This is a genomic window from Succiniclasticum sp., from assembly GCF_056977735.1.
Genome location: NZ_DBMCWA010000019.1, coordinates 1 through 25,204, shown reverse-complemented (window position 1 = coordinate 25,204; position 25,204 = coordinate 1). Strand labels below are relative to the sequence as shown.

The following is a 25,204-nucleotide window of genomic DNA, read 5'->3' as shown; positions in this document are numbered from 1 at the left end:
ATGTCAAGATTAGGTATCATAGACACGCATGCACATTTAGATGACAACCGCTTTGATGCGGACCGTGCTGATGTAATGGCGCGGCTCGCCAACGACATGGAAGCGGTCATTACGCAGGGCACTACGTATGAATCATCGGTCGCGTCCGTCAACATGGCGGAGCAGTATGATTTTGTGTATGCCGCGGTGGGCTGGCATCCGGAAGATCTGGCCGGCATTAAAGACGAAAGTTATATTGCAGAGCTGGAAGCACTGGCCCGTGAACACAAAAAAGTGGTAGCCATCGGGGAGATCGGGCTGGATTATTACTGGAAGGAAAACGAGCCGAAAGAAGTGCAGCTGCTGCGTCTGAAACAGCAGTGTGACCTGGCGTATCAGCTGGACCTGCCGGTAGTGATCCATAACCGGGAAGCCCATGGCGACTGTCTGAACTTTTTCCAAAACGAAGTGCCCAAAGAGTTAAAAGTTGTGTTCCACTGCTATTCCGGCTCCCTGGAAATGGCGAAAGAGCTTTGGAAACGCGGTTATTATTTAGGGTTTGGCGGAACGTCTACCTATAAAAATAACAAGAAGGTGCGGGAAGTGCTGGCAGCCTGCCCGGAAGAATTGTTCGTGCTGGAAACGGACTGCCCATATCTGGCTCCGGAACCCTTCCGGGGACGGCGCAACGACCCCAGCCTTACGGAATATGTTGCCAAAAACGCGGCCCTGGTCCGGGGCACAAGCTTTGAACATATTGCGGAACAGACCACGAAGAACGCAAGAACTTTGTTTTTTACAAAATCAAAATAAAAGAGGGATGAGGCCATGGAGGATGGTGAAAAGAAGGTTTCAGTATCTGCATTAAAGGCAATCAAAGACCGTCGCAGTATCCGGAAATTTAAATCCGATTCCATTTCGGAAATGGATCTGCATACCATTTTGGAAGCCGGGATTGCGGCTCCTTCATCCAAGAACCGGCAGCCCTGGCATTTTACGGTGGTACGGGGCGATGCCAAAGAAGAACTGGCGCGGGTCATGGAACGGGGACTGAATCTGGAAGTGAAGGCCCACGAGCCGTTTTTGCCGGACAGCATGAAATTTATCAACGGCGCCTTTACCAGCGTGAATGTAATGCGGGAGGCTCCGGTGGTGGTACTGGTTTCCAATGAACTGGGTACCGGGACAGACTTCGCAAAAAATCTGTCCGTGGATGAACGGGTCGCGGAAATCTGCAATGTGCAGTCCGTAGCCGCGGCTGTGGAAAATATGCTGATGGCAGCGCAGGAGCTGGGGATCGGCAGCCTGTGGATCTGTGACATCTTTTTTGCCTATCCGGAAATTTCCGAATGGCTGGAAAAGAAAAATTCCGGTCACGGCATGCTGGTGGCAGCGCTGGCCTTCGGCTATGCGGATGAAGCGCCCAAAGCCCGGACCCGGAAAAGCCTTCATGACGTGACAACGTTTTTGAAATAAAAAAATTAAGGTAATCAGGGCGGTTAGAACTGTTTGCTTAAGTAAACGCTGAGTAATTCGTATGCCGCGGACATCGCATAATCTCATTTAATCAGCGTCTCCTTAAAAATTGTTAACAAGCTTTTATGCTGTGAATTCCGTTAGACAGGAAGCAGTTCCGAACATTGCCGGGACTGCTTTTTCTTGAGGTACTTGTGTTCATGTTCCATTTGTTATTTCCGTATGAATATGTTGACAGCGTATTTTCTATAGATTATAAAAAACTGATGCAGCAGGGCTATAAAGGGATTATCTTTGATATAGATATGACGCTGGTCCCTCATGGCGCTGATTCCACAGAAGAAATTGATGAACTGTTTAAAACCATTCACCGTCTTGGATTGAAAACGCTGTTGATGACCAACAACAGCGAGGAACGGGTGAAACGTTTTATCAGAAATATTGACACGCTCTATCTTTGCGATGCCCAAAAGCCAAATACCGACGGATATCTGAAAGCAGTCCAAATGATGGGGCTGCAAAAAAATGAAACGGTTTACATCGGCGACCAGATACTGATTGACATTTACGGCGCCAATAAATGCGGCATGGCCAATATACTGGTCCACTACGTGACGGCAGAGGAAGAGACCAACATTGGCATCCGGCGAAATATAGAAAAATATATTCTTAAACTTTACAGTATAAGTAAAAAGTACCGGCACAGACTGGGGGATATTAATAAGACGGAGGTTGTCTGACTATGCTTTTTTGTGAAATTCATCCCGTTTGTTATGAAATTTCTTTGAAAAAAGAAATTTGCAAACGCCATATAAAAGATATGCTGAGTGATGAAAAATTTTCCAAAATTAAAAGTGACGAACTGTTGCCGAATATAGTGGCGGATTACAGCTGCCATTTAATTAAAAGAGGCAAAGGCGTTGATCTGCGTCTTCAGGAAAACAAAGCTGTTAACATCCGGTTAGCCTGTGAAAAAATTAACGGACTTATCATACATCCCGGCGAGATTTTTTCTTTCTGGCATACAGTAGGTAAAACTACCAGGGAAAGGGGATATAAAGACGGACGGGTCATCATACATAATAAACTGATCCCCGGACTGGGCGGGGGACTTTGTAATTTAGGGAATACGATCCATTATATGGTGTTACACAGCCCGCTGCAAGTTACCGAATTCCATCATCACTCCGACGCGTTAGCTCCGGAGGAAGGGAAACGGGTACCCTTCAGTACCGGGACTTCCATAAGCTACAACTATATTGATTACCGTTTTAAAAACAATACGGATCAAAACATCCAGCTGCATGTCTGGTGTGATGATGAAAAATTACACGGTGAATTACGAAGTGAAAAGGAATTTCCCTGGCGCTATTCGCTGGTGGAGGAAGATCATCATTTCCAGAAAGAAAAGGAAAAATATTACAGGGTATCCAAGATTTACCGGGAGATTACGGATCGTTCCACCGGTGATGTACTGAACAAAGAACTCATTTTAGATAATCATTCGGAAGTTATGTACGATTATGACCTGATCCCTCAGGAGCTGATAAGGAACCAATGATACAAAAAGGCGTGTGAATATCGCGTCATTGATTCCGACTGGCAGTTGGAGAAAGGATTGCATGATGAAAAACGCTCCGGAATTGATCGTTATGCTGACCCATAATGATCTTACCGTTCAAAATGCCTTCGAAATTTTTGATCAGTGTAAACATTCCAAAGCAAAGTTTTGGGGCTTTAAGGAAGAGCCGCTGCCTTTAGACCAAATGAAAAAATTATTTACATATATGAAGGACTGCGGGAAAACCACATTCCTGGAAGTGGTTGCGTACAGTGAAAGGGAATGTTTGGAGGGCGCGCAGAAAGCGCTGGCATGTAATTGTGACTTTCTTATGGGAACGATGTTTTTTGATTCCGTCAATCAGTTTTGCAAAAACAATCATATAAAATATATGCCGTTTGTCGGGAAAATTGCCGGACGTCCTTCTGTGTTGGAAGGTTCGCCGGAAGACATGATACAGGAAGCCCGTGAATATATTGCCAGAGGCGTTTACGGGATTGATCTGCTGGGGTACAGATATACGGGGGATCCGGTCGGGCTGAACAGGAAATTTGTTGCGGAGGTAACGGCCCCGGTCTGCCTTGCCGGCAGCATAAACAGTTATGAAAGACTGCGTGAGATACAATCGGCTGCGCCATGGGCATTTACAATCGGGGGTGCCTTTTTTGAAAATAAATTTAACGGCACGTTTAAAGAACAGGTTGATAAGGTGTGTGATTTTATTAACAGGTAGACTATTATAAAAGAAATACGGGGACATGAATGAATCGGAGTCTCCATAAACAGTTATGGTGGTTGCAACCGTATACAAACAGGCAAGTTCTTTGTTTCAGACAGAACCTGCCGTTTTTATTTTAGGAATGCGTAAGGTCATTTTTCGCATAAAAATGATAAAAATGTTACTTTTTTTAATTACGAATCTTTATTGTATACACAAAACACAGAAAAACATTGACACTTTTTTCGCGGGTTAATATAATTTCAAGCAAGTAGTTACAAATATAAAAATGAAACCTTTGCAAATGTGCATTGGGGCGAGACTAAAAACAGGTTGTAGCTATAAAAGGGCAAGGAGGGGAAATTATGAAATTCATGAAAAAAATGTCAGGCGTATTAGTAGCGGCGGTTCTATTGGCTGCAATGACAGCAGGCTGCGGCGGTGGCGGCGGCGAAAAGAAAGCGGAAAATAAAGGCGGCGAGGCTTTGATCGGCGCCAACTATGAATTGACCGGTAACGTAGCCAGCTACGGGCAGGCAGCCCTGGCCGGCGGTAAGATGGCGGTTGATGAAATCAACAAGGCCGGCGGCATCAACGGCAAAAAACTGCGTATCGTGGAAGCTGACAACAAATCAGAACCTTCCGAGTCCGGTAACGCGGCGACCAAGCTGATTTCCCAGAACAAACTGATCGGTCTGGTAGGTCCGGCTACCAGCGGCTGCACCATGGCGGCGGAACCGATCGTTACATCCAGTAAACTGCCGGTAGTGGCACCGACCGCTACGGCGGAAAGCATCACGGTAGGTAAAGACGGCAAGACCCGTCAGTTTGTATTCCGTGCCTGCTTCATCGACCCGTTCCAAGGCAAGGTAATGGCGGCCTTTGCCAACCAGAAACTGAAAGTGAAGAGCGTAGCGATTTACCGCGACAACTCCAGCGATTACTCCAAAGGCCTGGCCGAAGCATTTAAGAAAAATTTTGAAGCCGCAGGCGGCAAGATTGTTGCCGAAGAAGCTTACCTGGCTAAAGACATGGACTTCAAAGCCGGTCTGACCAAACTGAAAGCAACCAATCCGGAAGCGATTTATGTTCCCGGTTATTATGAAGAAGTTGGCAAGATTGTAAAACAGGCTCGTGAAATCGGTCTGGAAGTACCCATGATGGGCGGCGACGGCTGGGACAGCCCGAAGCTGATCGAAATCGCAGGCAAAGCTGCGCTGAACAAGACCTATTACAGCAGCGCGTACAGTGCTGACGACACCGATCCTTCCACCCAGAAGTTCATCAAAGCGTTCAAAGAAAAATACCAGAAGGATCCGGACTTCTTCTCCATGATGGGTTACAACACCGTTGTGATTTTAGCTGACGCTTACAAACGCGCCGGCAGTGAAGACGGGACCAAGATCGCCGAAGCCATGGCCAAGACGAAAGACCTGCCGGTTGCGGGCGGCAAGCTGACCTATGACGACAAGCACAACCCGATTGTTCCGGCTCTGATCATCGAAGTCAAAGACGGTAAACCGACCTTCGTCGACAAGATTTCCTTCTAATAATGTTGGTTAGTGAACAATCGGACCGAAAAACTGGGAACCATTCTCAGGAGCAGGGCTTCCTGCAAAAGCTCAAAAGAGTAAAATCATTTTTCAGGGAAGCGGCACAATCCGCTTCCCTGTAAATTTACGGCAAAAATAAGGGACTGCACCGGAGCGCGTTTAAAAACGCAGTGGCCTGTGCAGTCCTTTTATGTTTTTTCAATCTTTTTTGGAATTTATATTTACAGGAAACACCGTTGTGTTATCGTTGATCAACGTTTCTTTAATGTTTCTTCCCAATCCGTCCTCCTTCGACTTCCTGCACATCAAAAATGGAGAGAAAAGCCTGGGGATCGATAGATTGGACGACCTGTTTCAGTTTGGTTACTTCCAGACGGGAAACCACGCAGTACAGAATGTCTTTGTCTTCCCGCAGGAATCCGCCCTGCCCGTGCAGCAGCGTGACGGCTTTACGCATATCGTGGACGATGGCGTTGGAAACTTCATCATAATTGGAAGTTACAATAAAGACACCTTTGGTTGAATCCAGCCCGTCGGACACCGTGTCGATAAGGCGGGAGCAGATAAAATAGGCTACCAGCGAATACATGGCACTGTTCCAGCTGAATACGAAACCGGCGCTTCCTAAAATGAACAGGTTGAAGAACAGTACGATCTCGCCGACGGAAAAGGACGTTTTGCTGTCCAAAAGGATTGCCATGATTTCCGTACCGTCCAGAGACCCGCCGCTGCGGATCACGATGCCGACACCGATGCCGATAATGACGCCGCCGAAGATGGTGCCCAGAAACGGATCCCGGGTGATAGGTTCCATGCCTTCAAAAAATTTACTCCAGAAGGAAAGAACGACAACCGCGAAACTGGAGGACAGGGCCATGTTCAGCCCTAAACGCCGGAAACCGATGTAGAAGAACGGTGCATTCAGTACAACGATCCATACGCTGAAAGAAATATGGGTGAGTTGTGCCAGGATCAGGCTGATACCCACCACGCCGCCGTCGATGATACTGTTAGGAACGAGAAATAAATTAAGGCCTGCAGAATAGACCATGGAACCGAAAAGAAGACCGATCAGGCGCGTGATGACCTGACGGAACTGGATTGCTTTTGTGATTGTCACTGTATGTAACCTCCTGCGCCCGGGCACCGGTACCATATCTGCTGCGTGACAGAAGTTGAAGCTGTCAGGTATGGGTGGGAATGGACTCGGTACTTATTAGTATTTCTAAAAAAATTATAGCACAATTTCATTCCTTTTTACGTTCAGCAGAAAGTTTTCACAGATTGTTTTCTGATTGGCGGCATCCCTGTCCGGTACCGGTTTGCGCAAGCAGTTCATTTATGATAAAATTGAACTGCTATCGGAGGAACAGATATGAAAAAGAGATTGAAAAATAAAACAAAACATATACTGTTGAAAAGCCTTGCAGGGATTCTTTTATCGGCAAGCGCTTTTCTACTGCCGGTAAGCGGCTACGCAGAAGAAGCGGTGACCGGTACGGCGGCTGAGGCCGGGCAGACAAAATACGTCATGCCCCAGGAGCAGGTGTATCTGGATCCCAGCCAGGTGGAAGCGGCCAAAAAACAGTTAGAGGCGGACGCGTATTATAATTCGCAGCCCCAGACGAAAAATGTGGAAGTGGTGTCCGGGGACCGCGTCATTGCAAATGTGGAAGTTGTAGAAAAGAAGGAAGAACCGGTAAAACCGGCTGCGCCTGCAACGACTGTCACGGAAACCCCGGCAGTGCCTGCGGAAAATCCGCCTGCGGTAAAGGAAGAGCCAAAAGAACCGTCGCCGGCTGTTGTACCTGCGCCGGAAGCAATGCAAAAGCCGGAACCCCCGGCAGAGAAAGACTCTTCCGGGAAGCCGATCCAGCTTCATCGTTTTGGCACAGTAAAAGAATATGTGACACAACAGGCTACGGTTGCGGACGTATTGAAAGACCTGAATGTGAATATGGAAGAACGGACGGTGTATCCGGCCCCGGAGACAGTCATTACGGATGGGATGGTCATTCACGTATTGGCGCGCAAATCGTTCCTTTCCCATGAAGAAGTGGAAATTCCTTTCCAAACGAAAATCATAGAAGACCCTGAGCTGGAATATGGCACAAAGAAAGTGGAGAAGCCCGGCGTCAAAGGGAAAGATATTGTAACCTATGAAAATATTACCCGCATCGGGCATGAGCAGAAGATCGAGCTGGACCGCAAGCATGTGATCCTGCCTGCGGATGAAGTGGTCCGGCAGGGCGTGGCACAATCGGTGCTGACCCCCAACGGCTATGTGAAATACAAGAAACTGATCTACGGGGAAGCGACAGCGTACACCTGGGGCGGCGGCGCGAGCGGGACTACATCGCTGGGGCTGTGGCCCAAACGGGGCATCGTGGCAGTGGATCCCCGGATGATTCCGTATTATACTAAGATGTATATTCCCGGTTACGGGTTTGCCATGGCCGGCGACACAGGCGGGGCTATCGTGGGACACCGTATCGACCTGTTCATGGATTCCCTGTACGAATGCTACCAGTGGGGCCGCCGGGATGTAGAGATTTATATTTTGGAATAAACCGTAAACATTGGCTAAGGAGCCCATTTTGTTAAAAGAAGTTATTATAGTAGAAGGAAAAATGGATACAGTGGCCGTGAAGCGCGCGCTGGAATGCGATACGATTGAAACGGGCGGGTTTGCGCTGCGGCCTCATACATTAAAACAGATTGAAGCCGCGTACAAAAAGCGCGGCATTATTATCCTGACCGATCCGGACGGTTCAGGGGAACGGATCCGCCGGTTTCTGACAGAGCGGTTCCCCGATGCGGGGCAGGCGTTTGTTCCCAAAAAGGATGCAAGGGTTCCCGATGACGTGGGCATCGAGCAGGCAAAACCGGAAGCGATTTTGCTGGCGCTGAGCAAGGTGCATCATCACGAATACAATCCGGTACCCGTGTTTTCCGCGGCGGACCTGCGGGACAACGGACTGTCCGGCAGCGCGGACGCCAGCCATAAACGGGATCTGCTGGGAGCGGAACTGGGCATCGGTTACGGTACGGCAAAAAGTTTTTTGCGCCGGCTAAATTCATATAGCATTACCCGGGAAGAATTTGAAAGCGCATTGAAAAAAGTAGAAAAAGAAATACGTAAAGAAGCCTGAATAAAAATGGGACGACGGGCTATCGTTTATAGTCAGTTATAACCAATCAATATTAGCCGGTTGCTTACAAATTGCCAGCGACTACAGGTTGAAACCGTTACAGTTTGTAACGGTTTCAACAGCATATTTTGAAAAATAGAAGAGGAACCTATGGAAGACATTAAACCCATTATTGCCCGCCGGGAGGTCACAACGCGCATCCTGCAGGCCTTTCATTTAAAAGCAGATAAAAATCTGGGACAGAATTTTCTGGTGGAAGAATCGGTAGTCAACCGGATTGCCAGGGCGGCGGAACTGACTCCGGAAGACACGGTATTGGAAATCGGTCCCGGCATCGGCACCCTGACCCAGGCGCTGGCAATGACCGGTGCCAATGTAGTGTCCGTGGAACTGGACAAGCGGCTGATCCCGGTGCTGCAGGAGACAGTGGGTGCCTATGAGAATGTGCATATCGTGCAGGGAGATATTTTAAAGGTCAATATTTTAGAGACCATTGCATCGGTTCAAGCCAAATGCAATGTTGCAGAAAAGACTAACGGCGTGGCCGGAACCATTGTCAAAGACGCAGCTGCTGCCGATTCTTTCAAAGTCTGCGCAAATCTTCCTTATTATATTACGACTCCCATCATCATGTACCTGCTGGAACAGAAGCTGCCGTTGGAACGGCTGGTGGTGATGGTGCAGAAGGAAGTGGCGGAACGGATGACCGCGGCCCCCGGCGGCAGGGAATACGGGGCCATCTCCGTGGCGATGCAGTATTACACGGAACCGAAGATTGCCTTTATCGTAAAGGCCGGTTCTTTTTTGCCGGCGCCTAAGGTGGACAGTGCTGTGCTGGTTTGCAAACGCCGGATCAAACCGCCGGTGGACATACCGGACGAAAAAACGTTCTTCAGAGTGGTGGCGGCGGCCTTTTCCGTGCGCCGCAAAATGCTGACCAACAGTTTAAAAAATATGGGCGGCTTAACCGGCGAACAGGTAAAAAACTGGCTGGACCGGGCCGGTATCGACGGCAGGCGCCGGGCGGAAACTCTGAGCCTTGAAGAATTCGCTGCGCTGGCACGGGCGTGGAAAACGGAGTTTTAAAAAGTTTTGAAATTTAGATTTAACATTTCATTAAAACTTAAAAAAACTCTTGAAATCTTAAATAAAATAACGCAAAATTAAAAACAATCAAGAAAAACACAAATGTTAATTAAAAAAGAGGAAAGCAGCTATGGCAGCCAAAAAACCGATTATCGCGTTGATGTACGATTTTGACAAGACCCTGTGTACCACAGACATGCAGGCTTACACGTTTATCCCAAATCTGGGAATGTCTGCCGATGAATTCTGGACGAAAGCCTCCAATCTGGCGGAAAACAAAAAGATGGACCGCATTTTGGCCTACATGTATCTGATGCTGGACGAAGCCCACATTCACCGTAAACCCATCCGCCGCGACGATTTTGTGGCTCTGGGCAAAGATTTGGAACTGTACGACGGCGTAGCCGGATGGTTTGGGCGCATCAACCAGTTCGGTAAAGAACAGGGCGTGACCATCAAGCATTACATTATTTCTTCCGGTCTGCGGGAAATCATTGAAGGCTCTTCCATCTATAAAGAGTTTGACGATGTGTTTGCCGGAGAATTTCTGTATGATGAAAACGGCGTGGCCTGCTGGCCGAAGAACGTGGTGAACTATACCACGAAGACGCAGTTTCTGTTCCGCATCAACAAAGGGGTGCTGGACATTTCCAACGACGACGACCTGAACCGTTTTACCCCGGAGGAGAACCGGCCTGTTCCCTTCCGCAACATGATCTACATCGGCGACGGACTGACAGACGTACCCTGCATGAAGCTGGTGAAGGTGAATGGGGGGTATTCCATCGCAGTGTACCAACAGAATAAACGTGGCAAGGTAACGGATCTGATTAAGGACGAACGGGTAAACTTCATCGAGCCTGCCGACTACAGTGAAAATTCCAAACTGGATATCATTGTTAAAGATATTATCCTGCATATGGCCAGCGTGGAAAGATTAAAAGCTCACACCCAGTCGCAGCTGGCTGCAGTGAAGAAGTAATAACTGGAAGGGGCGGCGTACAATATGTCTTTTATGTCAGAGAAATTTATGAAAGAAGCAAATTTGTTTTTGTCTGAACATGCGACGGAAAACATGAGCGAGGAACAAATCCGGGAGTTGCTGGATCAGTTTACAGACCAGCATAACCGGAGCCTGGCCGGCAAACGACTGACAGAAAAAACTGCAAAGTCGGCGGCAGATTTTCTCCAGCTGGCAGAGGAAGCGACCAGTGAGAAAACTGCGTTCCGGTTTGTCAAGAAAGCGCTGGCATTGGAACCGGACAATCTGGATGCGAAACGCATGTGGCTCAACGATGCTCCCCTGGATCCCTTTGAGCGCTTTGAACTTTTGGAAAAAGCGGTACAGGAAGGCAGGGAACAAATGGAAAAGCTGGGCTTTAACGATGCGGAATCCATCGGGCACTATTGGGGGATTTTGGAGACCCGTCCTTACATGCGCCTGCTGGACGATTACGTGTTCGACATGCTGCAGTCCGGGATGTACGGTAAGGCGATGGCTGTCTGCGAAGAGATGCTTCGTCTTTGTAAGAACGATAATTTGGGAAAACGTTTTACACTGATGCACCTGTATGCGTTTTTTGAAAATGAAGTGGCGGCGCTGGACTTGCTAAAAAATACAGCGACCATGACGAGACGCAGATGATGGTGGCCTTGTCTGTGCTGTATTACAAATTAGGCCAGTGGAATAAAGCGGACGAGTACCTGCAACGCGCACAAAAAATCAACAAAGATGTAAAGAAATTTTTCCGTTCTGTCTTTGAGCAGTCTTACGAGAAGTTCTCCGATTTTATGGAACAAGGTTGTTATCAGCCGTATACAGTGGAAGAACTGATTGTGGAAATGATGGAAAACGAGTTCTTATTTCATTCAACTCCCGGTTTTATGCTTTGGGCAGACCGCCAGTTGCAACGCAAGAGAACAAGAAAATAGGGCAATGATGTCTTTTACACAAGGACAAAAGTTTCACTATTGCCGGAAAATCGGAAAAATTCGAGTTGGTGCCTCAAGCCGCTCATTTTTTGCTCAAAATTGAATGAAGGGATTAATGAAATTACGATATTTAGCTGTAATTAACTAAATATCGCAATTATAAATGATTATAAAAATATATATTTACTATGCTTCAAAATTCGTCAAATTACTCCAAATTTCAAAGAAAAAAATCTGCTAAAAGTGGGCCAAAAAGTCAAAAAATCAAAGGATTAAAAAGTTGAATTTTTCACATATGCCCCTGAGACGCCCATATCTGCCTTCTGAGCCGTTTTGGCGTTTAAAAACAAAAAACATAGCATAAAACGATTTCCGGCCTTACGGGGTATTTTAGAGGGGGGGAGTATTTTTCGGGGCTTAGAAGAAGGACCCTTATTAAAATTGGACATTGCAATTATTATAAAATTATTGTAATACATTAATATAAAAACGTTTTATATTAATATAATTATAATAATTGTTATAAAAGGAGTCGTGCCATGGATAGATTGCCTAAAAGTGAATCCCTCCCGGTTGAATTCAAAAGCGATTTAAAATGCCTGCCGGATAATGACATTGTTGATACCGTTGTGGGTTTTGCTAACACGGAAGGCGGAACGTTATATCTTGGCATAGAGGACGACGGTCGCGTTAGCGGTCTTCATCCCAACCATAGCGATGTTCTGAAAATGACGGTAATGGTTGCCAATAAAACCCGCCCGTCCCTGCCTGTTCGTGCAGAAATAGCAGAGGCAGACGGCAAACCGGTGATGTTGATCGAAGTCCCCAAAGCGCAAAGCATCATCGCAACATCTGCCGGCAAGGTGATGAAACGCCGATTGTTGGTAAATGGCGTGCCGTTCCTCCGGAACGGTCATGCCTGTCTTGCGGAATTTGCATTTGAAGAAGTTTATCTGAATACTATTTTTAGGAAAGAATGGTCATGGAATATAAACGCATCCTTGCCGTTGGCGACATTCACGGAGAACTCAAAAAGCTGAAAGCGCTGTTGAAAAAAGTAATGTTTAGTCCGCGGGAAGAACTGCTTGTGTATCTGGGCGACTACATCGATCGGGGATTGGAATCAGCAGCGTGTCTGCAATTTATCATGACCCAGTGTGAAAAAATATCCGGGCGCAGTGGTTGCGCTGAAAGGAAACCATGAAGACATCATGCTGGAATATTTTTCCGGGCACACTATTTCTATGCCGATGGAGATGAACCATATCTGGATGAATTCCAACACTGGCGGCGCAAAAACGTTTCAACAGTTGCAGCAGGTTTGTAAAAAATCGGAAACGCAGTTCAACGCCCTTATGGCATTTGTGAAGCAGATGCCTGCTTATTACCGTATTGAGAACCAATTCTATTTTGCTCATGCAGGCGTGAATCCGGTCATTCCGTTGGAAAAACAGAAAGAAAAAGATCTGCTGCGGATCGGTGAATACTTTTACAAGCAGTATCTAGGCGAATGTAAAATCATTGTCGGTCACCATATTACAGGTAAAATTTTTGAACAGAACACACCGTTCTTTTACAAAGATAAAATAATTTTCTGCGATACTGGTGCGGGAAGTGCGTCTAATGGAAAACTTTCCTGTGTGGATGTGTTGAGCGGCGAGTACTGGCAGGCGTAGTAATATGTTTTAAGGATTGAAAGATGATGGAATAAAACGATAAGGGGGGATCGTACAGGGCATTTTAGAGGTCAACCTTTTTTTTGAACTGGGATCAGAACTTGCAAAGGCTTGCTACTCCGATTTTTATGCAGATTTTGCTTGATGTATAACTGTTTTTATGTATGAAACCGTATTCAGATGGCTACGCTCGGACGAGATAATAATGACAGTAGAATGACACAGATTTTAACGCGTTAGAAACGAATTCTAACGCGTTAAAAACAATTATTAAGGATTTACTTTAACGTAATAACGTGTTAGAATACTGTTATGAATAATAGACATGTTATAAGGAAAGAGGCGATTACATGTTACCGCCAAAAGAAACGTTGACCGTTGAATTTAAAAGCGATTTTAAAAAGTTGCACGACTCGGAAATATTTGAAGCGGTTGTTGCTTTTGCAAATACAGAGGGCGGCGACCTGTATCTCGGTATTGAAGATTCTGGCAAAGTGACTGGCGTTCACGAAGCGCATAAGAATTCAATTACAGTAAGCGCGTATATTGCCAATAATACCGTGCCGCCTGTTTCTGTCCGCGCTGAAATAATTGAAGATGTTAAACCGGTTTTAAGAATATCAGTACCAAAATCATATAGCAGTATTGTAGCAACAGCGTCAGGGAAAGTGCTTCACCGGAGATTGAAGGCAAACGGGGAGCCGGAAAATGTTGCCATGTATCCCGCAGAGTTCGCGACCAGGCTTTCTGATCTCCGGCTGTTGGATTATTCTGCCTTGCCTCTGCCTCAAAGCAGCCTGGAAGATTTTGACCTGATTGAAGTAGAGCGGCTGAAGCGTTCCATTTTATCTTATAATGGCGAGAAGTCTCTGTTGGAATTATCCAATGAAGAGCTTTACAAGTCGTTAGGCTTGGTAAGGGAGCAAAATGGTACGCTTGTTCCTACTGTAACTGGAATTCTTTTGCTGGGCAAACAGGAGTCGATCCGGCGCTTTATTCCCACGCATTCGGCAACCTTTCAGGTGTTGGAAGGCACATCGGTAAAATTTAATAAAGATTATGTATTCCCGCTCTTGTTTACGATTGAGCAATTCAGGAATTATCTGGAGGCCAGAAATCCGGAAGAGGAACTTGAGATGGGAATGTTCAGGCTGTCGGTTCCGGATTTTGATAAAAGAGCTTTCAGGGAAGCGCTTGTCAATGCTTTCAGTCACAGGGATTACGCAAAAATGGGAAGAGTGCGGGTTGCCTTAACGGACGAAGGGCTGACCGTTTCGAATCCTGGCGGTTTTATAGAGGGTGTTTCTGTCAATAATTTGTTGACGGCGGAACCGCATGGAAGAAATCCGCAATTAGCGGACGCTTTAAAACGAATTGGCCTTGCTGAAAGAACCGGAAGAGGCATAGACAGGATTTTTGAAGGTTCGTTGCTGTATGGCAAGCCTTTGCCTGACTACTCTGCTTCCACTTCTGTAACCGTGTCGCTTTTCGTGCCCAGAAGCAGGCCGGACAGGCAGATTTCCCAATTGGTTGCCGCCGAACAGAAAAAACTGGGGCGTCCCTTGTCTGTTAATACGTTGTTGGTTCTTAATATATTAAAAGATTTGCCTAAGTCTACCGTAAATCAGTTAGCGGAAGCAATTGCTCTTCCCGAAAATGTGATCACGGTTATTTTGAATGCGTCCATAGCGGCAGGGATCGTTGATGGTTTTGGTTCAGGAAGAGGCAGGACCTATATGCTTTCTTCTAAAGTTTACAGCACCAAGGCGGAAAAAATTGGTTATGTAAGACAAGCAGATATAGATGCAACAAGATATCCTGAACTGATTTTAAATTTAGCCCGGAATAATGATTTTATTTCACGCACAGATGTTGTACAATTGCTGCATGTCAGTGAAACGAAAGCGTATATGTTGTTAAAAAAGCTTGTTACAGACGGGAAACTGGAGCCAATTAATAAAGGCCGGTATGCGAAATACCGTTTTATGAAGCAATAGATGAGAAAAGCGAATCATTGCCCTATAATTTTTTAATGTTTTTAATGTGTTAAAAGCATATTGTCGAATTGATGGATAACGGCTAAAGGTTAAGCGTAATAATCTTTGGCAGAAGAAATTGCTGGAAGACATCAATAAAAAAGTTGTACTGATCCGTCATGGGGAAAGTGAAACAAACGTCGGACTGCCTACATCCGATCCAGCGAGCATTCCGCTGACTGAAAAAGGCAGACAGCAGGCAGAACAAATTGCTGAAAAATTGACGATTACACCGGATTTGATTATTGTTTCCCCATATTTACGGGCGCGGCAGACTGCCGAACCAACAATAAAACATTTCCCGCAGGTTAAAGTGGAGCGATGGCCGGAGGTGCGGGAGTTTACCTACTTATCACCGGCTTCCTGTGCAGGCACAACTGTGGAAGAACGCAAAGAAAGAGTGGCGGCATACTGGAAGGCTGCCAATCCGTACTATGTTGACGGGGAAGAGGCGGAAAGTTTTTCTCAATTTGTGCAGCGAATTGATGTTGTGCTGAAAAAGCTAAAAGATACAGATGCAAAAAACATTTTGATGTTTACTCACGGCCAGTTCATGCGGGCGCTGGAATCAGAGTTTAGAGACAGGGGCTTCAGAAATCTGAGCTATCATAAAAAAATGGAGCTGTATCGTGATCTGGAAGAGTACAAAACTACTGCCAATGGGGAAATGTATTTTTTGAAAATGTAAATGAGGAAAAATTCCATTTGGAAGAAATAGTTTGCTTAACAGGTTGTGCTGAAATGTGCAAATATATCTGAATAGTGTTTTTTTGGTAGAAATAATTATGGAATATAAACGTATCCTTGCCGTTGGGGATGTCCACGGCATGTATGGAAAGTTAATAGCGCTAATGGAAAAAATTCAATTTAATCCTGCAGAAGATTTGCTGATCTTCCTTGGGGACTACATTGATCGCGGCCCGCAATCGCTGGAGGCTTTGGATTATGTTATGGCACTGAACAAACAGTATCCGGAACGGGTCGTTCCCCTGCTTGGCAATCATGAAGTGATGTGCCTGAATTATTATCGTTACAAGGAACAGAGCAAAAATTTCATGGCAGCTGGTTTGGATTACGAAATGGCACACGTTTGGCTGGATAATGGCGGTGACGAAACGAAAAAGCAGTTTAAAAAGTTAAAACGGACGGAGTTGCAGCAAAGGTTACGCTGGATGCGGCAGCTGTCCAATCATTATCAGGTTGATAAATTTTATTTCTGCCATGCGGGAATCCAGCCATTTATCCCTTTGGACAGACAACGGGAAGGCGACCTGGTCTGGATGCGGGAAGGATTTTTTGAACTGTATGATGGCAGAGCCGGAACAATCGTAATCGGTCACACGCCGGTGCAGGAGCTGAAACGAAAACACTGGACGGATGGTCAGCCGCCCGCAACGCCGCAGTTTTTAGATAATAATATCATCATGTGCGATACCGGCGCATTCATGGAAGGTGGCAAGTTAAGCTGCGTGGATGTGCTGACAGGAAAATTTTGGCAGGCGTAAGCCGGTGAGCTTGGAAATGATTGTAAAATTTTTTGAAGAAAATTGAATAGCAGCTGAAAAATATAAAAACGATGTGATGCGAGACTCTATATCATATATTTCTGATTAAAGAAGCCAATTGCAGATTTTGGGCTTGTATTATGAAAGAGTATCTGATATAACAACGTCAAGCTAAAACAGTAACGACAGGGGAAGAAGTTACTGAAACCTTACCCGAAAAAGATAAAAAGGGTAGAGGACGAATTATAGCAGATAAAACAGTGGCGAAACAGAAAAAAGCTGCTGCGCATAAATAATTTTTACGAACCGAACTCCACAAAGAACAAGAAGAGTAAGGGACTAAACAAAATTTTGTGAATGAACATCACGTTGTTTTGTTGTAGTCCCTCTTTTGTTTTTCTGAAGCTATTGGATTTACAGCAGGGGGCACAGTATAAAAGGAATGAAAGTTAAAAATGTAGTTAAATGCGAAAAAAGTTTGATGATTACGCCAAGAAAGGAGTAAAAAGATGAAATTAGCAGAAGCATTACAGGAACGGGCTGATTTGAACAAAAATATTGCCGAGTTGCAGAACAGGCTGGAGAATTGCCTGTTGGTGCAGGAAGGTGAAGAACCGGTTGAGGATCCAGTTCAACTCTTGCGTGAATTAGATGGCTCGGTAGAACGTTTGGAAAAACTCATGGCGGCCGTTAATTTAACGAATTGCAACACGGTGGCTGACGGTATGAAGCTAACTGAACTGATTGCAAAGAAAGATGCGCTGTCTTTACAATATTCGATTTATAAGAATCTTGTTTTCAGGGCTGGCAGGAGCAATGACCGTGCCAGGGGAACGGAAATCAAAATTAAACCTGTAATAAAAGTTTCTGAAATGCAAAAGACAGTGGATAAGCTGGCCAAAGAAATCCGATTGCTTGACAATCTGTTGCAAAAAACAAATTGGCAGACAGATTTACTGGAAGAATAAAAATTAGACGGTAGCTTTGCAGGGCGCATGTCGCGGTGGCAACTGCCCTAAGTTGCGTTCTTAAATATGCCAGATGTCTGTGTGCTGTGGGCGGGCACGTAAGCATTGTTTTGCCCCGATAGCGTACAAACGTATTGTTATCAGTTATGGCGTATTACCGGATGTGGACTGTGAAGCGAGGGTGGCGTTAGGGGAATTTGTTATGGTATTACACTGGCACAAACTCGTATGGCTGTGCTTCGGTTTTTGGAAAAGAATGAATAAAGGGAACACAAAATGAAAATTGCAATTTTTGATTCTTATGGCTTGTTTCGTGAGGCGCCGGAAGGTTGCCCAAAAGAATATGTAAATGATGATTTTCAAAGCAGAAAAGCATTTGCTGAATGGCTGGAAAATTACGGTGAAGAATATCTTTCAGAAAAGCGGGCTGAGATTTCTGTTTATGTGTATGAAAAAAGCTGGCGTGACAAACTGTTTGGATTTCGTGTAGCGGTTGTCCCGGTAGATACAAACCGTCCCTGGCTGTTGCATTGGTTTGAAGGTCGCGAAAAGATATGGTATTTGGATCAAAAAGATGAATGGAACCAGGTAACGCCGGATATTCAGCCAAGACTTGTTTCTTTTGGTTTTACCGGCGATTCCTGTGTTATAAGGAAATAGGAAGATACGATGCCTGACTTTAAACGTATTCTTGCCATTGGCGACATTCACGGCGAAAATAAAAAACTGAAATTACTGCTGAAAATAAAAAACTGAAATTACTGCTGAAAAAAATAAAATTCAATCCGTGGGAAGAACTGCTCGTGTATCCACATGGGTTGTCTATTACAAGAGGACAAAAGTTTCGCTGTTGCTGGGAAATTGAAAAAATTCGGATTGGCGCCCCAAACCATGTATTTTTTGCTCAAAAATAGTTAAGTGAATTAATAAAATCACTATATTTAGCTAATTTTAGTTAAATATAGTGATTATCAAAGGTTATATTAAGATTTAATTAAAATACTTTAAAATACACTAAATTGCTATTATTTTCTAATATCGAGTCCGTTGAAAGCCTGCCAAAAAGTCAAAAAATCAAAGGACTGAAAAGTTGAATTTTTCACATATACCCCTGAGACGCCCGTATTTGCCCTCTGAGCCGTTTTGCCGTTTTAAGATAAAAAACATGGCCGCATGGCTAAAAACAATATCGGACCGTACAGGGCATTTTAGAGGGCGATTATTTTTGGAGTCGGAATAACAGTAGTTGCAAGGACCTCCTAACCCGATTTTTATGCAATTTTTATCAAAACAGCACCCTTATTTTATGCAATATTTACATAATGCATACCCGTTTTTTATGCATGAAAACCATGTTCAGATAGAAATTGCTCTGTTGAGATAATGATGACAGTAATGTTGCAAATATGATATAATTAAAAAAATTCGCAATTTTTCGACATCTTCCTTTTGTATGCATAGATTGCCCTAACGAGAGGGACAATGCAAGCCGTTTGCGAAGGGTTTTATTACATAGGAAAGGTCTCGATTAAGAGAAGGTTTTAAGTTGCTTTACGGAAAGGCTGGCCTTGCATTTTAAACGGATTTGGCTTTTTTAACCAATTATGGTAAATACGTCATACGGCGATTTTTGCCGCTCCCTTTTTGTGACTAAAATTTCTGCCGTTAGCAAAGGTAATTAATGAATTAGGAAAGGAATGTCAATCTATGGGATTTGATAGAAGCACTGTTAATAAACAACATACAAATAAATCCCAAGATAATTCTGCGACTTTGGCTGGTGTTATAGAAAAATACAATAACTTTTTGCAATTTGGTAGTATTTTAAGCACGATGTTAAACGAATGCAGATACATTGCACGCAGTGACTATCAAAATATGATGGGTGAATATGCTCCAAGCTTTGACTTCTTTTCTGTTTTGAAAAATAGTGGCATGTTAAATGAATTTTGTCATAAATACCAATTCTCTGAACAGACTATAGCACACATTTTAGATTCGTATACACATATTGAAACTTTAGTGGAACACCATAACGAAAAGTATGTGAAAACAGCCTTGATTCAAGAGCGGAATTATCTTGACAGTATATTACAAGCTGTAGACCCCGGCATAGTTTTGGATGAAGATCAACGCCGCGTGATTTTGACAGATGAAGATTATTGTTTGGTTGTAGCAGGTGCCGGCGCTGGCAAAACGACTACCGTTGCGGCAAAAGTTAAATATCTTGTAGATAAGAAAGGAATAGACCCTTTACAGATTCTTGTTGTTTCGTTTACGAACAAAGCCGTCAATGAGTTAAAGGATCGTATACAGAAACAGCTTAAGATACCATGTCCTATTGCGACGTTTCATTCTACTGGCAATGCTATTATCCGTAAAAATTCCCCGGAAGAAAAGCTGAATATAGTTGATCCATCGAAGTTGTATTTTGTAATCAGAGATTATTTCCGCAACTCAATTATGAAAAAAGAAAGCGCGGTCAATAATCTTATACTTTTTTTTGCGTCTTACTTTGATGCTCCTTACGAGGGATCGGACTTAAACGCTTTTTTTAATAATATTGCCAAAGCGAATTTCACTACCATGCGAAGCGAGCTGGAGGATTTTAAGCGAGAAATCATAGATGCACGTACAAAGAAGCATGTCACAATCCAAAATGAGATTTTAAGATCGTATCAGGAGGTTTCCATTGCAAATTTTTTGTATCTGAACAGCATTGACTACGAATATGAGCCTATCTACCCTTATGAAATTCCGTATTCAAAAAAGCCATATACGCCTGACTTCATCATTTCGCAAGGAAATAAGACGGCTTATATAGAACATTTTGGAATAACCGAAGCCGGTAAAAATAATAGGTTTACCCAACAGGAAATTGAGCGGTATAAAGCAGCGGTAAGGGATAAAATCAATTTACATAAAGAGCATAATACTACGTTGCTTTACACATTTTCCGCATACAAGGATGGCCGGTCACTTTTAGAACACTTAAAGGAAAAACTGGAAAGCAAGGGCTTTGAACTCAGGCCTCGTTCTAATAAAGAAATAATGGATTTGCTGGTAACCGGAGAGGAAAACCGATATATCCGTAAGCTTGTCAGTTTAATTTGCCGTTTCATTTCTAATTTTAAGGTTAATGCGTTTCAGGTGGATGATTTTAGCAGAATGTTTCATTCTACGCAGAACGTGAGAAGCAGATTGTTCTTGAACATCTGTAATGATTGCTACCTTGAGTATGAAAGATGGCTGAAACAGCATAGGGCAGTTGACTTTGAAGACATGATAAATGAATCTGCCAGGCTTCTTCGTGAAGTAAAAGAAATGAAAAAGAAGCTTGATTTCAAATACATTATTGTAGATGAATATCAGGATATTTCCAGGCAGAGGTTTGATCTTACAAAGATATTGTCCGAGGTTACAGACGCAAAGATTATCGCCGTAGGCGATGACTGGCAGTCAATTTATGCTTTTAGTGGATCCGATATCAGTCTTTTCACAAAATTTGCGGAGAAGATGGGATATGCTAAGATGCTAAAAATTGTGAGGACATATCGTAATTCTCAAGAAGTGATTGACATTGCAGGCAACTTTATACAAAAAAATAAAGAACAGATAAGTAAACAGCTGATTTCCCCTAAACATATTAAAGACCCTGTGCTTATCTATACTTATGATAGTTCCCGGAAAGCCAGGAATACGGACAGAAAAAGTGGCAGCAACTATGAATTAGCCTGTGCAATTGAAAGCGTGCTTACGGATCTCTTGGAGTATAAAAGGAAAGAAGGAATTAAACCGGGTTCCATATTGTTGCTTGGCCGTTATGGCTTTGATGGTGACAATTTAGAAAAAACGGGTCTATTTGAATATATTAATAAAACAAATAAAGTCAGGTCTGTCAAATATCCGAAGTTAGACATAACATTTATGACGGCACATTCCTCCAAAGGACTTGGATACGATGATGTAATTGTAATTAACGGGAAAAATGAAACATACGGATTTCCGTCTAAAGTGGAAGACGATCCTGTTCTTGCTTTTGTTATAAAAGGTGACCGTTCTATAGATTATGCAGAAGAGCGCCGATTATTTTATGTTGCAATGACAAGGACTAAGAACAGGGTGTTTTTTGTTGCCCCGGAAGCTAACCCATCGGAGTTCCTTTTAGAATTAAAACATTCTTATAAGAATGTAAAACTTTTGGGGCAATGGAATGAAACTGAACCAATTAATTATGCAAAGAAGTCTTGTCCTTTGTGTGGCTATCCGATGCAATTAAAATACAAAAGGGCATACGGATTACGTTTATATATTTGCACAAATGAACCTGAAATTTGCGGGTTTATGACTAACAATTATAAGGCTGGAAAATTAGCAATACAAAAGTGTGACAGGTGTAGCGACGGTTACTTAATTGTGAAGGGAAGCGATGGTAATTTCTTTTTGGGTTGTACAAATTATAACCGGGATAATACTGGCTGTAATCATATGATAAACAAGCCGGGCTATTATAAGACGATGGGTTATAAAATGGAAACACCTAAAACGGAAACCGCAAATGTTCAAGTCATGACTGATTTTAAAAAGCCAGACTATGAAGATGTCAAAACGATCTCCCTTAATGAAGCGAAAACGGTTATACCGAATAAACAAAATGAGAATAAATGGAAAGCGACTCATGATGATTACGTTAAGGTTGTGCGAGCTGATGTTAAACCGGTTCTATATTTTGGGATTGATTTAAATGATTTTGTTTTTAATGCAGTTAAAGCCCTTCAAAATATTAGCCGCGTTAAATATTATGGCACAAATGTTCTTTGCGATGTCCTTCGAGGCGTGGTAAGCAAAAAGATTTCTGGTAATAAATTAGATAAAATACCGGAATATGGCATGTATAAGGAATTGCCATTCGAAAAAGTTAAAAACATTGTTGGGTGGATGATAACGGAACATTTTATTCTGCGGACTAAAGGTGATTACCCTGTATTGCACTCAACGTACGAGGGATTGCATTATTCGGAATTTATTACAGAGGCAGGATTGGAAAAGCTAAAGAAGTATTTGGAACAGTAAGCTGTTTGGAGTTTCAACAATTCATCAAATTAGCCCTTTGAAACACTTCATTAAATAACAGTTTACAGAAAACTGTTATTTACATTGCCTATAAAATTTTAGTAATATATTACCATAAATAATGTTGGAATCAAATAAGGTTGATAAAAAAGGACTATACGTATTTCTGCAAAGCAAACATATTAAGACAAGGCAAATTACACAAAAGAAAATTAAAGAATAAGCAAGATTCAACAAATAATAAACACTTGCATGTATGATGAAAGAATGGTAGCACATATTAATTATTGGGAGGAAAAAGAATATGGAACAAGACACAAAGATATTTGCGAACTTTGCCGCACGCAATGAAGACGCTCATCGAATTTACAAAAATGATAAGAGTAAAAAAGACTTCTATGATTATGACGTGCACAGAATCATGCACTGCCCTTTTTTTAATAGATATTCGGATAAGACGCAGGTCTTTTCCCTTAGGAAGAATGATGATCTTACAAGGCGAGCTACACATGTTCAATTTGTGGCGAGAATGGCTTATATCATTGGCGATAGATTAGGCTTGAATACAGAATTAATACAAGCTATTGCGTTAGGACACGATATTGGGCACACGCCATTCGGACATGCAGGAGAGCGTTTTCTTGACAGTTTATATTATGGTTATACAAAAACGTTTGCAGGCGTTCCCCGCAGATTTTTTCATAATGTTCACAGTGTACGGGCACTAAGGAATATTTATGCTTTGACGAGGAATTTAACTGTACAGACGTTTGATGGAATACTGTTTCATAATGGAGAAAAATTTGATGTTAACAAGGGAGAATATGTTATACAGGAAGACGGAAAAGAGGTAAAAATACTTAAATGGGTTCCGTCAGGGAAAATATCAAAAAACGAAAAAGGAGTATTTTGTAAAGAAGGCGATTGGCAAGATGTGAAATGGGAAGAATATGATGCGAAACTTTTTGATGCATTTTTAGATGAATGTACAAAAAGCAATTTAGTAGAAAAATATTCAGCCTCTACGCTGGAAGGTTGCGTAGTACGCATTTGCGATATACTGGCATATGCATATAAAGATCGACAAGATGCTATAAAATCGAAGTATTGGGAAGTTAAAAAAGGAAAAAAGATAAAATATGATGAAGTCGTAGTGCAGCCAGAGACTGAAGAAAAAACAGTTTACGAATTTGATAATATGTATGACAAATTCGATGATTTGAATGTAAATTTTATTCCATCAGTTCTTGATGATATTGTTACACATAGCGGAATTGACGAAAAAACTAACAAACCATATTTGGCAATAACAAAAGATAATTTTAAAATAGTAGATGGTTTAAAAAATGATAATAAAAAGTATATGTATATTCCTATTGATAAAGAGATAGACCCTTTCATTCTACCAATTTTCATGGCCGTTTATGCGCAGATGCGTAAAGAGTGCATAGATGGGATAAAAGAAGAAAAATGGGACAGCCCGATTTTTGTTCATCATATTTTTGCTAAGGAATTTAAAAAATGCTATAGGTATCAAGATAAAAAATGGTACTGGAAATATACTAAGGATAATATAGAAAAGACAGCAGATGAGATAGTGGTTGATTTTATAGCAAGCATGACGGATGATTACATTATAGACTTGTATGGCTATTTACTTAATAAAAGAAAGAAAAAGGATTTAGAAAAGAATTGTTTTATTAAAATTAAAGAAAAGGATAGCAAAAACCAAAAGGATAGTAAATCGGTTGAAAAATTCAAACTTTTGTGGAAAAAAGAACTATATGAGATAATTAAAGATTATTACAGTTTATCTTATTTCGAAGAAGAAAGAAAAAAACAGATTACGGTATTGCAGATACTTCTAGGAATTGAACCATCAGAAGATAAGAACTTGATCAAGATATGCAAAGAAGAACTAAAAGAAAAAAAGTTAATTCCTGAAGAAGGTTATTCAGAAATTAAAAATTATTATGATGACCTTATAAAGAAAAGAATATTATGATTCGCTTTTTCGGTGTTTCGATTCGTTAGTACAATTTTTAGTAAATTTTAAGAAAGGGGTATTATTTATGGCGATACTTGGAAGTTTTCTAAAGGATTTGATGATTAATGAATTTAAGAATACAAAACGTAAAAAGGGCCCATATTTATATCACGTAAATACGGTACAAACGGCAATTACATTTTTAAATAATAATGGTTTGCTGTCAAGAGGTGCTGTTGAAGAGCTTGGATTAAAGCAGACTGAACAACAGACAGATGCTAAAGATAAAGCGTTTGGAATATATTACGATGTGTTCTTAGATTCTTGTGATATACATTATATGTGTGGAAATTATTGTTATTATGGCCCGGTGTCGTTTCGCTATAATGTTGACTTATTAGATGATTTGGACGCAGAAAGAAAGATTATTGAAGTAACGAAAAGCAATCCTATTTCTTGGGACAATAACGATTATTCAAACAGAGAGGAACATTACTTTAAT

Annotated in this window: 24 protein-coding genes; 23 read left to right on the top strand and 1 reads right to left on the bottom strand. The window is 42.6% G+C overall.

Translation table 11 applies throughout. From position 1 onward, the window contains the following. The 6 genes from ACZOWY_RS10435 to ACZOWY_RS10410 all read left to right on the top strand — a co-directional run bounded on the left by ACZOWY_RS10435 (position 1) and on the right by ACZOWY_RS10410 (position 5,284). Complete coding sequence (locus ACZOWY_RS10435; protein WP_484397187.1) at positions 1–792, top strand: TatD family hydrolase; 792 nt, start codon at positions 1–3, stop codon at positions 790–792. 15 nt (positions 793–807) lie between these two features. Next, positions 808–1,455 carry a nitroreductase family protein gene (locus ACZOWY_RS10430; RefSeq protein WP_484397181.1) on the top strand — a complete coding sequence of 216 codons (648 nt, stop codon included), beginning with the start codon at positions 808–810 and terminating at the stop codon, positions 1,453–1,455. Positions 1,456–1,655: 200 nt separating this feature from the next. Further along, complete coding sequence (locus ACZOWY_RS10425; RefSeq protein WP_484397176.1) at positions 1,656–2,195, top strand: YqeG family HAD IIIA-type phosphatase; 540 nt, start codon at positions 1,656–1,658, stop codon at positions 2,193–2,195. Positions 2,196–2,239: 44 nt separating this feature from the next. Continuing rightward, complete coding sequence (locus ACZOWY_RS10420; RefSeq protein WP_484397171.1) at positions 2,240–3,016, top strand: VanW family protein; 777 nt, start codon at positions 2,240–2,242, stop codon at positions 3,014–3,016. Between the two features lie 64 nt (positions 3,017–3,080). Then, positions 3,081–3,749, top strand: a complete 669-nt coding sequence (locus ACZOWY_RS10415) for a hypothetical protein (protein ID WP_484397248.1) — start codon at positions 3,081–3,083, stop codon at positions 3,747–3,749. 350 nt (positions 3,750–4,099) lie between these two features. Then, the gene (locus ACZOWY_RS10410) at positions 4,100–5,284 is read left to right on the top strand and encodes an ABC transporter substrate-binding protein (RefSeq protein ID WP_484397166.1); all 1,185 of its coding nucleotides are present in this window, start codon (positions 4,100–4,102) and stop codon (positions 5,282–5,284) included. 265 nt (positions 5,285–5,549) lie between these two features. Here the strand turns inward: ACZOWY_RS10410 and ACZOWY_RS10405 are convergent, their stop codons facing one another. Continuing rightward, complete coding sequence (locus ACZOWY_RS10405) at positions 5,550–6,407, bottom strand: YitT family protein (protein WP_484397161.1); 858 nt, start codon at positions 6,405–6,407, stop codon at positions 5,550–5,552. A 255-nt stretch (positions 6,408–6,662) separates the two neighbouring features. Between ACZOWY_RS10405 and ACZOWY_RS10400 the strand changes: the two genes are divergently transcribed. From ACZOWY_RS10400 to ACZOWY_RS10320, 17 genes are all read left to right on the top strand, one after another. After that, a complete protein-coding gene (locus ACZOWY_RS10400) occupies positions 6,663–7,856 on the top strand; it encodes a 3D domain-containing protein (protein WP_484397156.1) in 1,194 nt (397 codons plus the stop codon). Positions 7,857–7,884: 28 nt separating this feature from the next. Then, positions 7,885–8,439, top strand: coding sequence for a ribonuclease M5 (gene rnmV, locus ACZOWY_RS10395; protein ID WP_484397152.1), 555 nt, complete (start codon positions 7,885–7,887; stop codon positions 8,437–8,439). Between the two features lie 150 nt (positions 8,440–8,589). Further along, positions 8,590–9,525 (top strand): 16S rRNA (adenine(1518)-N(6)/adenine(1519)-N(6))-dimethyltransferase RsmA, encoded by a 936-nt coding sequence (gene rsmA, locus ACZOWY_RS10390; protein ID WP_484397148.1) that lies wholly within the window; start codon positions 8,590–8,592, stop codon positions 9,523–9,525. Between the two features lie 130 nt (positions 9,526–9,655). Further along, on the top strand, positions 9,656–10,507 hold the full coding sequence (locus tag ACZOWY_RS10385) for an HAD family hydrolase (RefSeq protein WP_484397143.1): 852 nt from the start codon (positions 9,656–9,658) through the stop codon (positions 10,505–10,507). Positions 10,508–10,555: 48 nt separating this feature from the next. Further along, positions 10,556–11,170 carry a hypothetical protein gene (locus ACZOWY_RS10380; protein ID WP_484397138.1) on the top strand — a complete coding sequence of 205 codons (615 nt, stop codon included), beginning with the start codon at positions 10,556–10,558 and terminating at the stop codon, positions 11,168–11,170. Further along, positions 11,167–11,457, top strand: coding sequence for a tetratricopeptide repeat protein (locus ACZOWY_RS10375; protein WP_484397133.1), 291 nt, complete (start codon positions 11,167–11,169; stop codon positions 11,455–11,457). Before ACZOWY_RS10380 ends, ACZOWY_RS10375 begins: the two co-directional genes overlap by 4 nt. Before the next feature lie 539 nt (positions 11,458–11,996). Then, positions 11,997–12,497 (top strand): AlbA family DNA-binding domain-containing protein, encoded by a 501-nt coding sequence (locus ACZOWY_RS10370; RefSeq protein ID WP_484397127.1) that lies wholly within the window; start codon positions 11,997–11,999, stop codon positions 12,495–12,497. Continuing rightward, on the top strand, positions 12,434–12,661 hold the full coding sequence (locus tag ACZOWY_RS10365; protein ID WP_484397123.1) for a metallophosphoesterase: 228 nt from the start codon (positions 12,434–12,436) through the stop codon (positions 12,659–12,661). The genes ACZOWY_RS10370 and ACZOWY_RS10365 overlap by 64 nt, the downstream gene beginning before the upstream one ends. Continuing rightward, a complete protein-coding gene (locus ACZOWY_RS10360; RefSeq protein ID WP_484397120.1) occupies positions 12,615–13,133 on the top strand; it encodes a metallophosphoesterase family protein in 519 nt (172 codons plus the stop codon). The genes ACZOWY_RS10365 and ACZOWY_RS10360 overlap by 47 nt, the downstream gene beginning before the upstream one ends. A 350-nt stretch (positions 13,134–13,483) precedes the next feature. Further along, positions 13,484–15,130 (top strand): RNA-binding domain-containing protein, encoded by a 1,647-nt coding sequence (locus tag ACZOWY_RS10355; protein WP_484397115.1) that lies wholly within the window; start codon positions 13,484–13,486, stop codon positions 15,128–15,130. Between the two features lie 118 nt (positions 15,131–15,248). Further along, complete coding sequence (locus ACZOWY_RS10350; RefSeq protein WP_484397111.1) at positions 15,249–15,857, top strand: histidine phosphatase family protein; 609 nt, start codon at positions 15,249–15,251, stop codon at positions 15,855–15,857. Between the two features lie 97 nt (positions 15,858–15,954). Next, entirely contained in the window at positions 15,955–16,674 is a 720-nt protein-coding gene (locus ACZOWY_RS10345; protein WP_484397108.1) for a metallophosphoesterase family protein, read from the top strand. Positions 16,675–17,183: 509 nt separating this feature from the next. Further along, on the top strand, positions 17,184–17,642 hold the full coding sequence (locus tag ACZOWY_RS10340; protein ID WP_484397103.1) for a DIP1984 family protein: 459 nt from the start codon (positions 17,184–17,186) through the stop codon (positions 17,640–17,642). A gap of 276 nt (positions 17,643–17,918) precedes the next feature. Continuing rightward, the gene (locus tag ACZOWY_RS10335) at positions 17,919–18,302 is read left to right on the top strand and encodes a hypothetical protein (RefSeq protein WP_484397098.1); all 384 of its coding nucleotides are present in this window, start codon (positions 17,919–17,921) and stop codon (positions 18,300–18,302) included. A 1,047-nt stretch (positions 18,303–19,349) separates the two neighbouring features. Next, the gene (locus tag ACZOWY_RS10330) at positions 19,350–22,715 is read left to right on the top strand and encodes a UvrD-helicase domain-containing protein (RefSeq protein WP_484397092.1); all 3,366 of its coding nucleotides are present in this window, start codon (positions 19,350–19,352) and stop codon (positions 22,713–22,715) included. 304 nt (positions 22,716–23,019) lie between these two features. Continuing rightward, a complete protein-coding gene (locus tag ACZOWY_RS10325; RefSeq protein WP_484397087.1) occupies positions 23,020–24,720 on the top strand; it encodes an HD domain-containing protein in 1,701 nt (566 codons plus the stop codon). A gap of 67 nt (positions 24,721–24,787) precedes the next feature. Next, a partial coding sequence (locus tag ACZOWY_RS10320) for a hypothetical protein (protein WP_484397083.1) occupies positions 24,788–25,204 on the top strand: 417 nt, incomplete at its 3' end.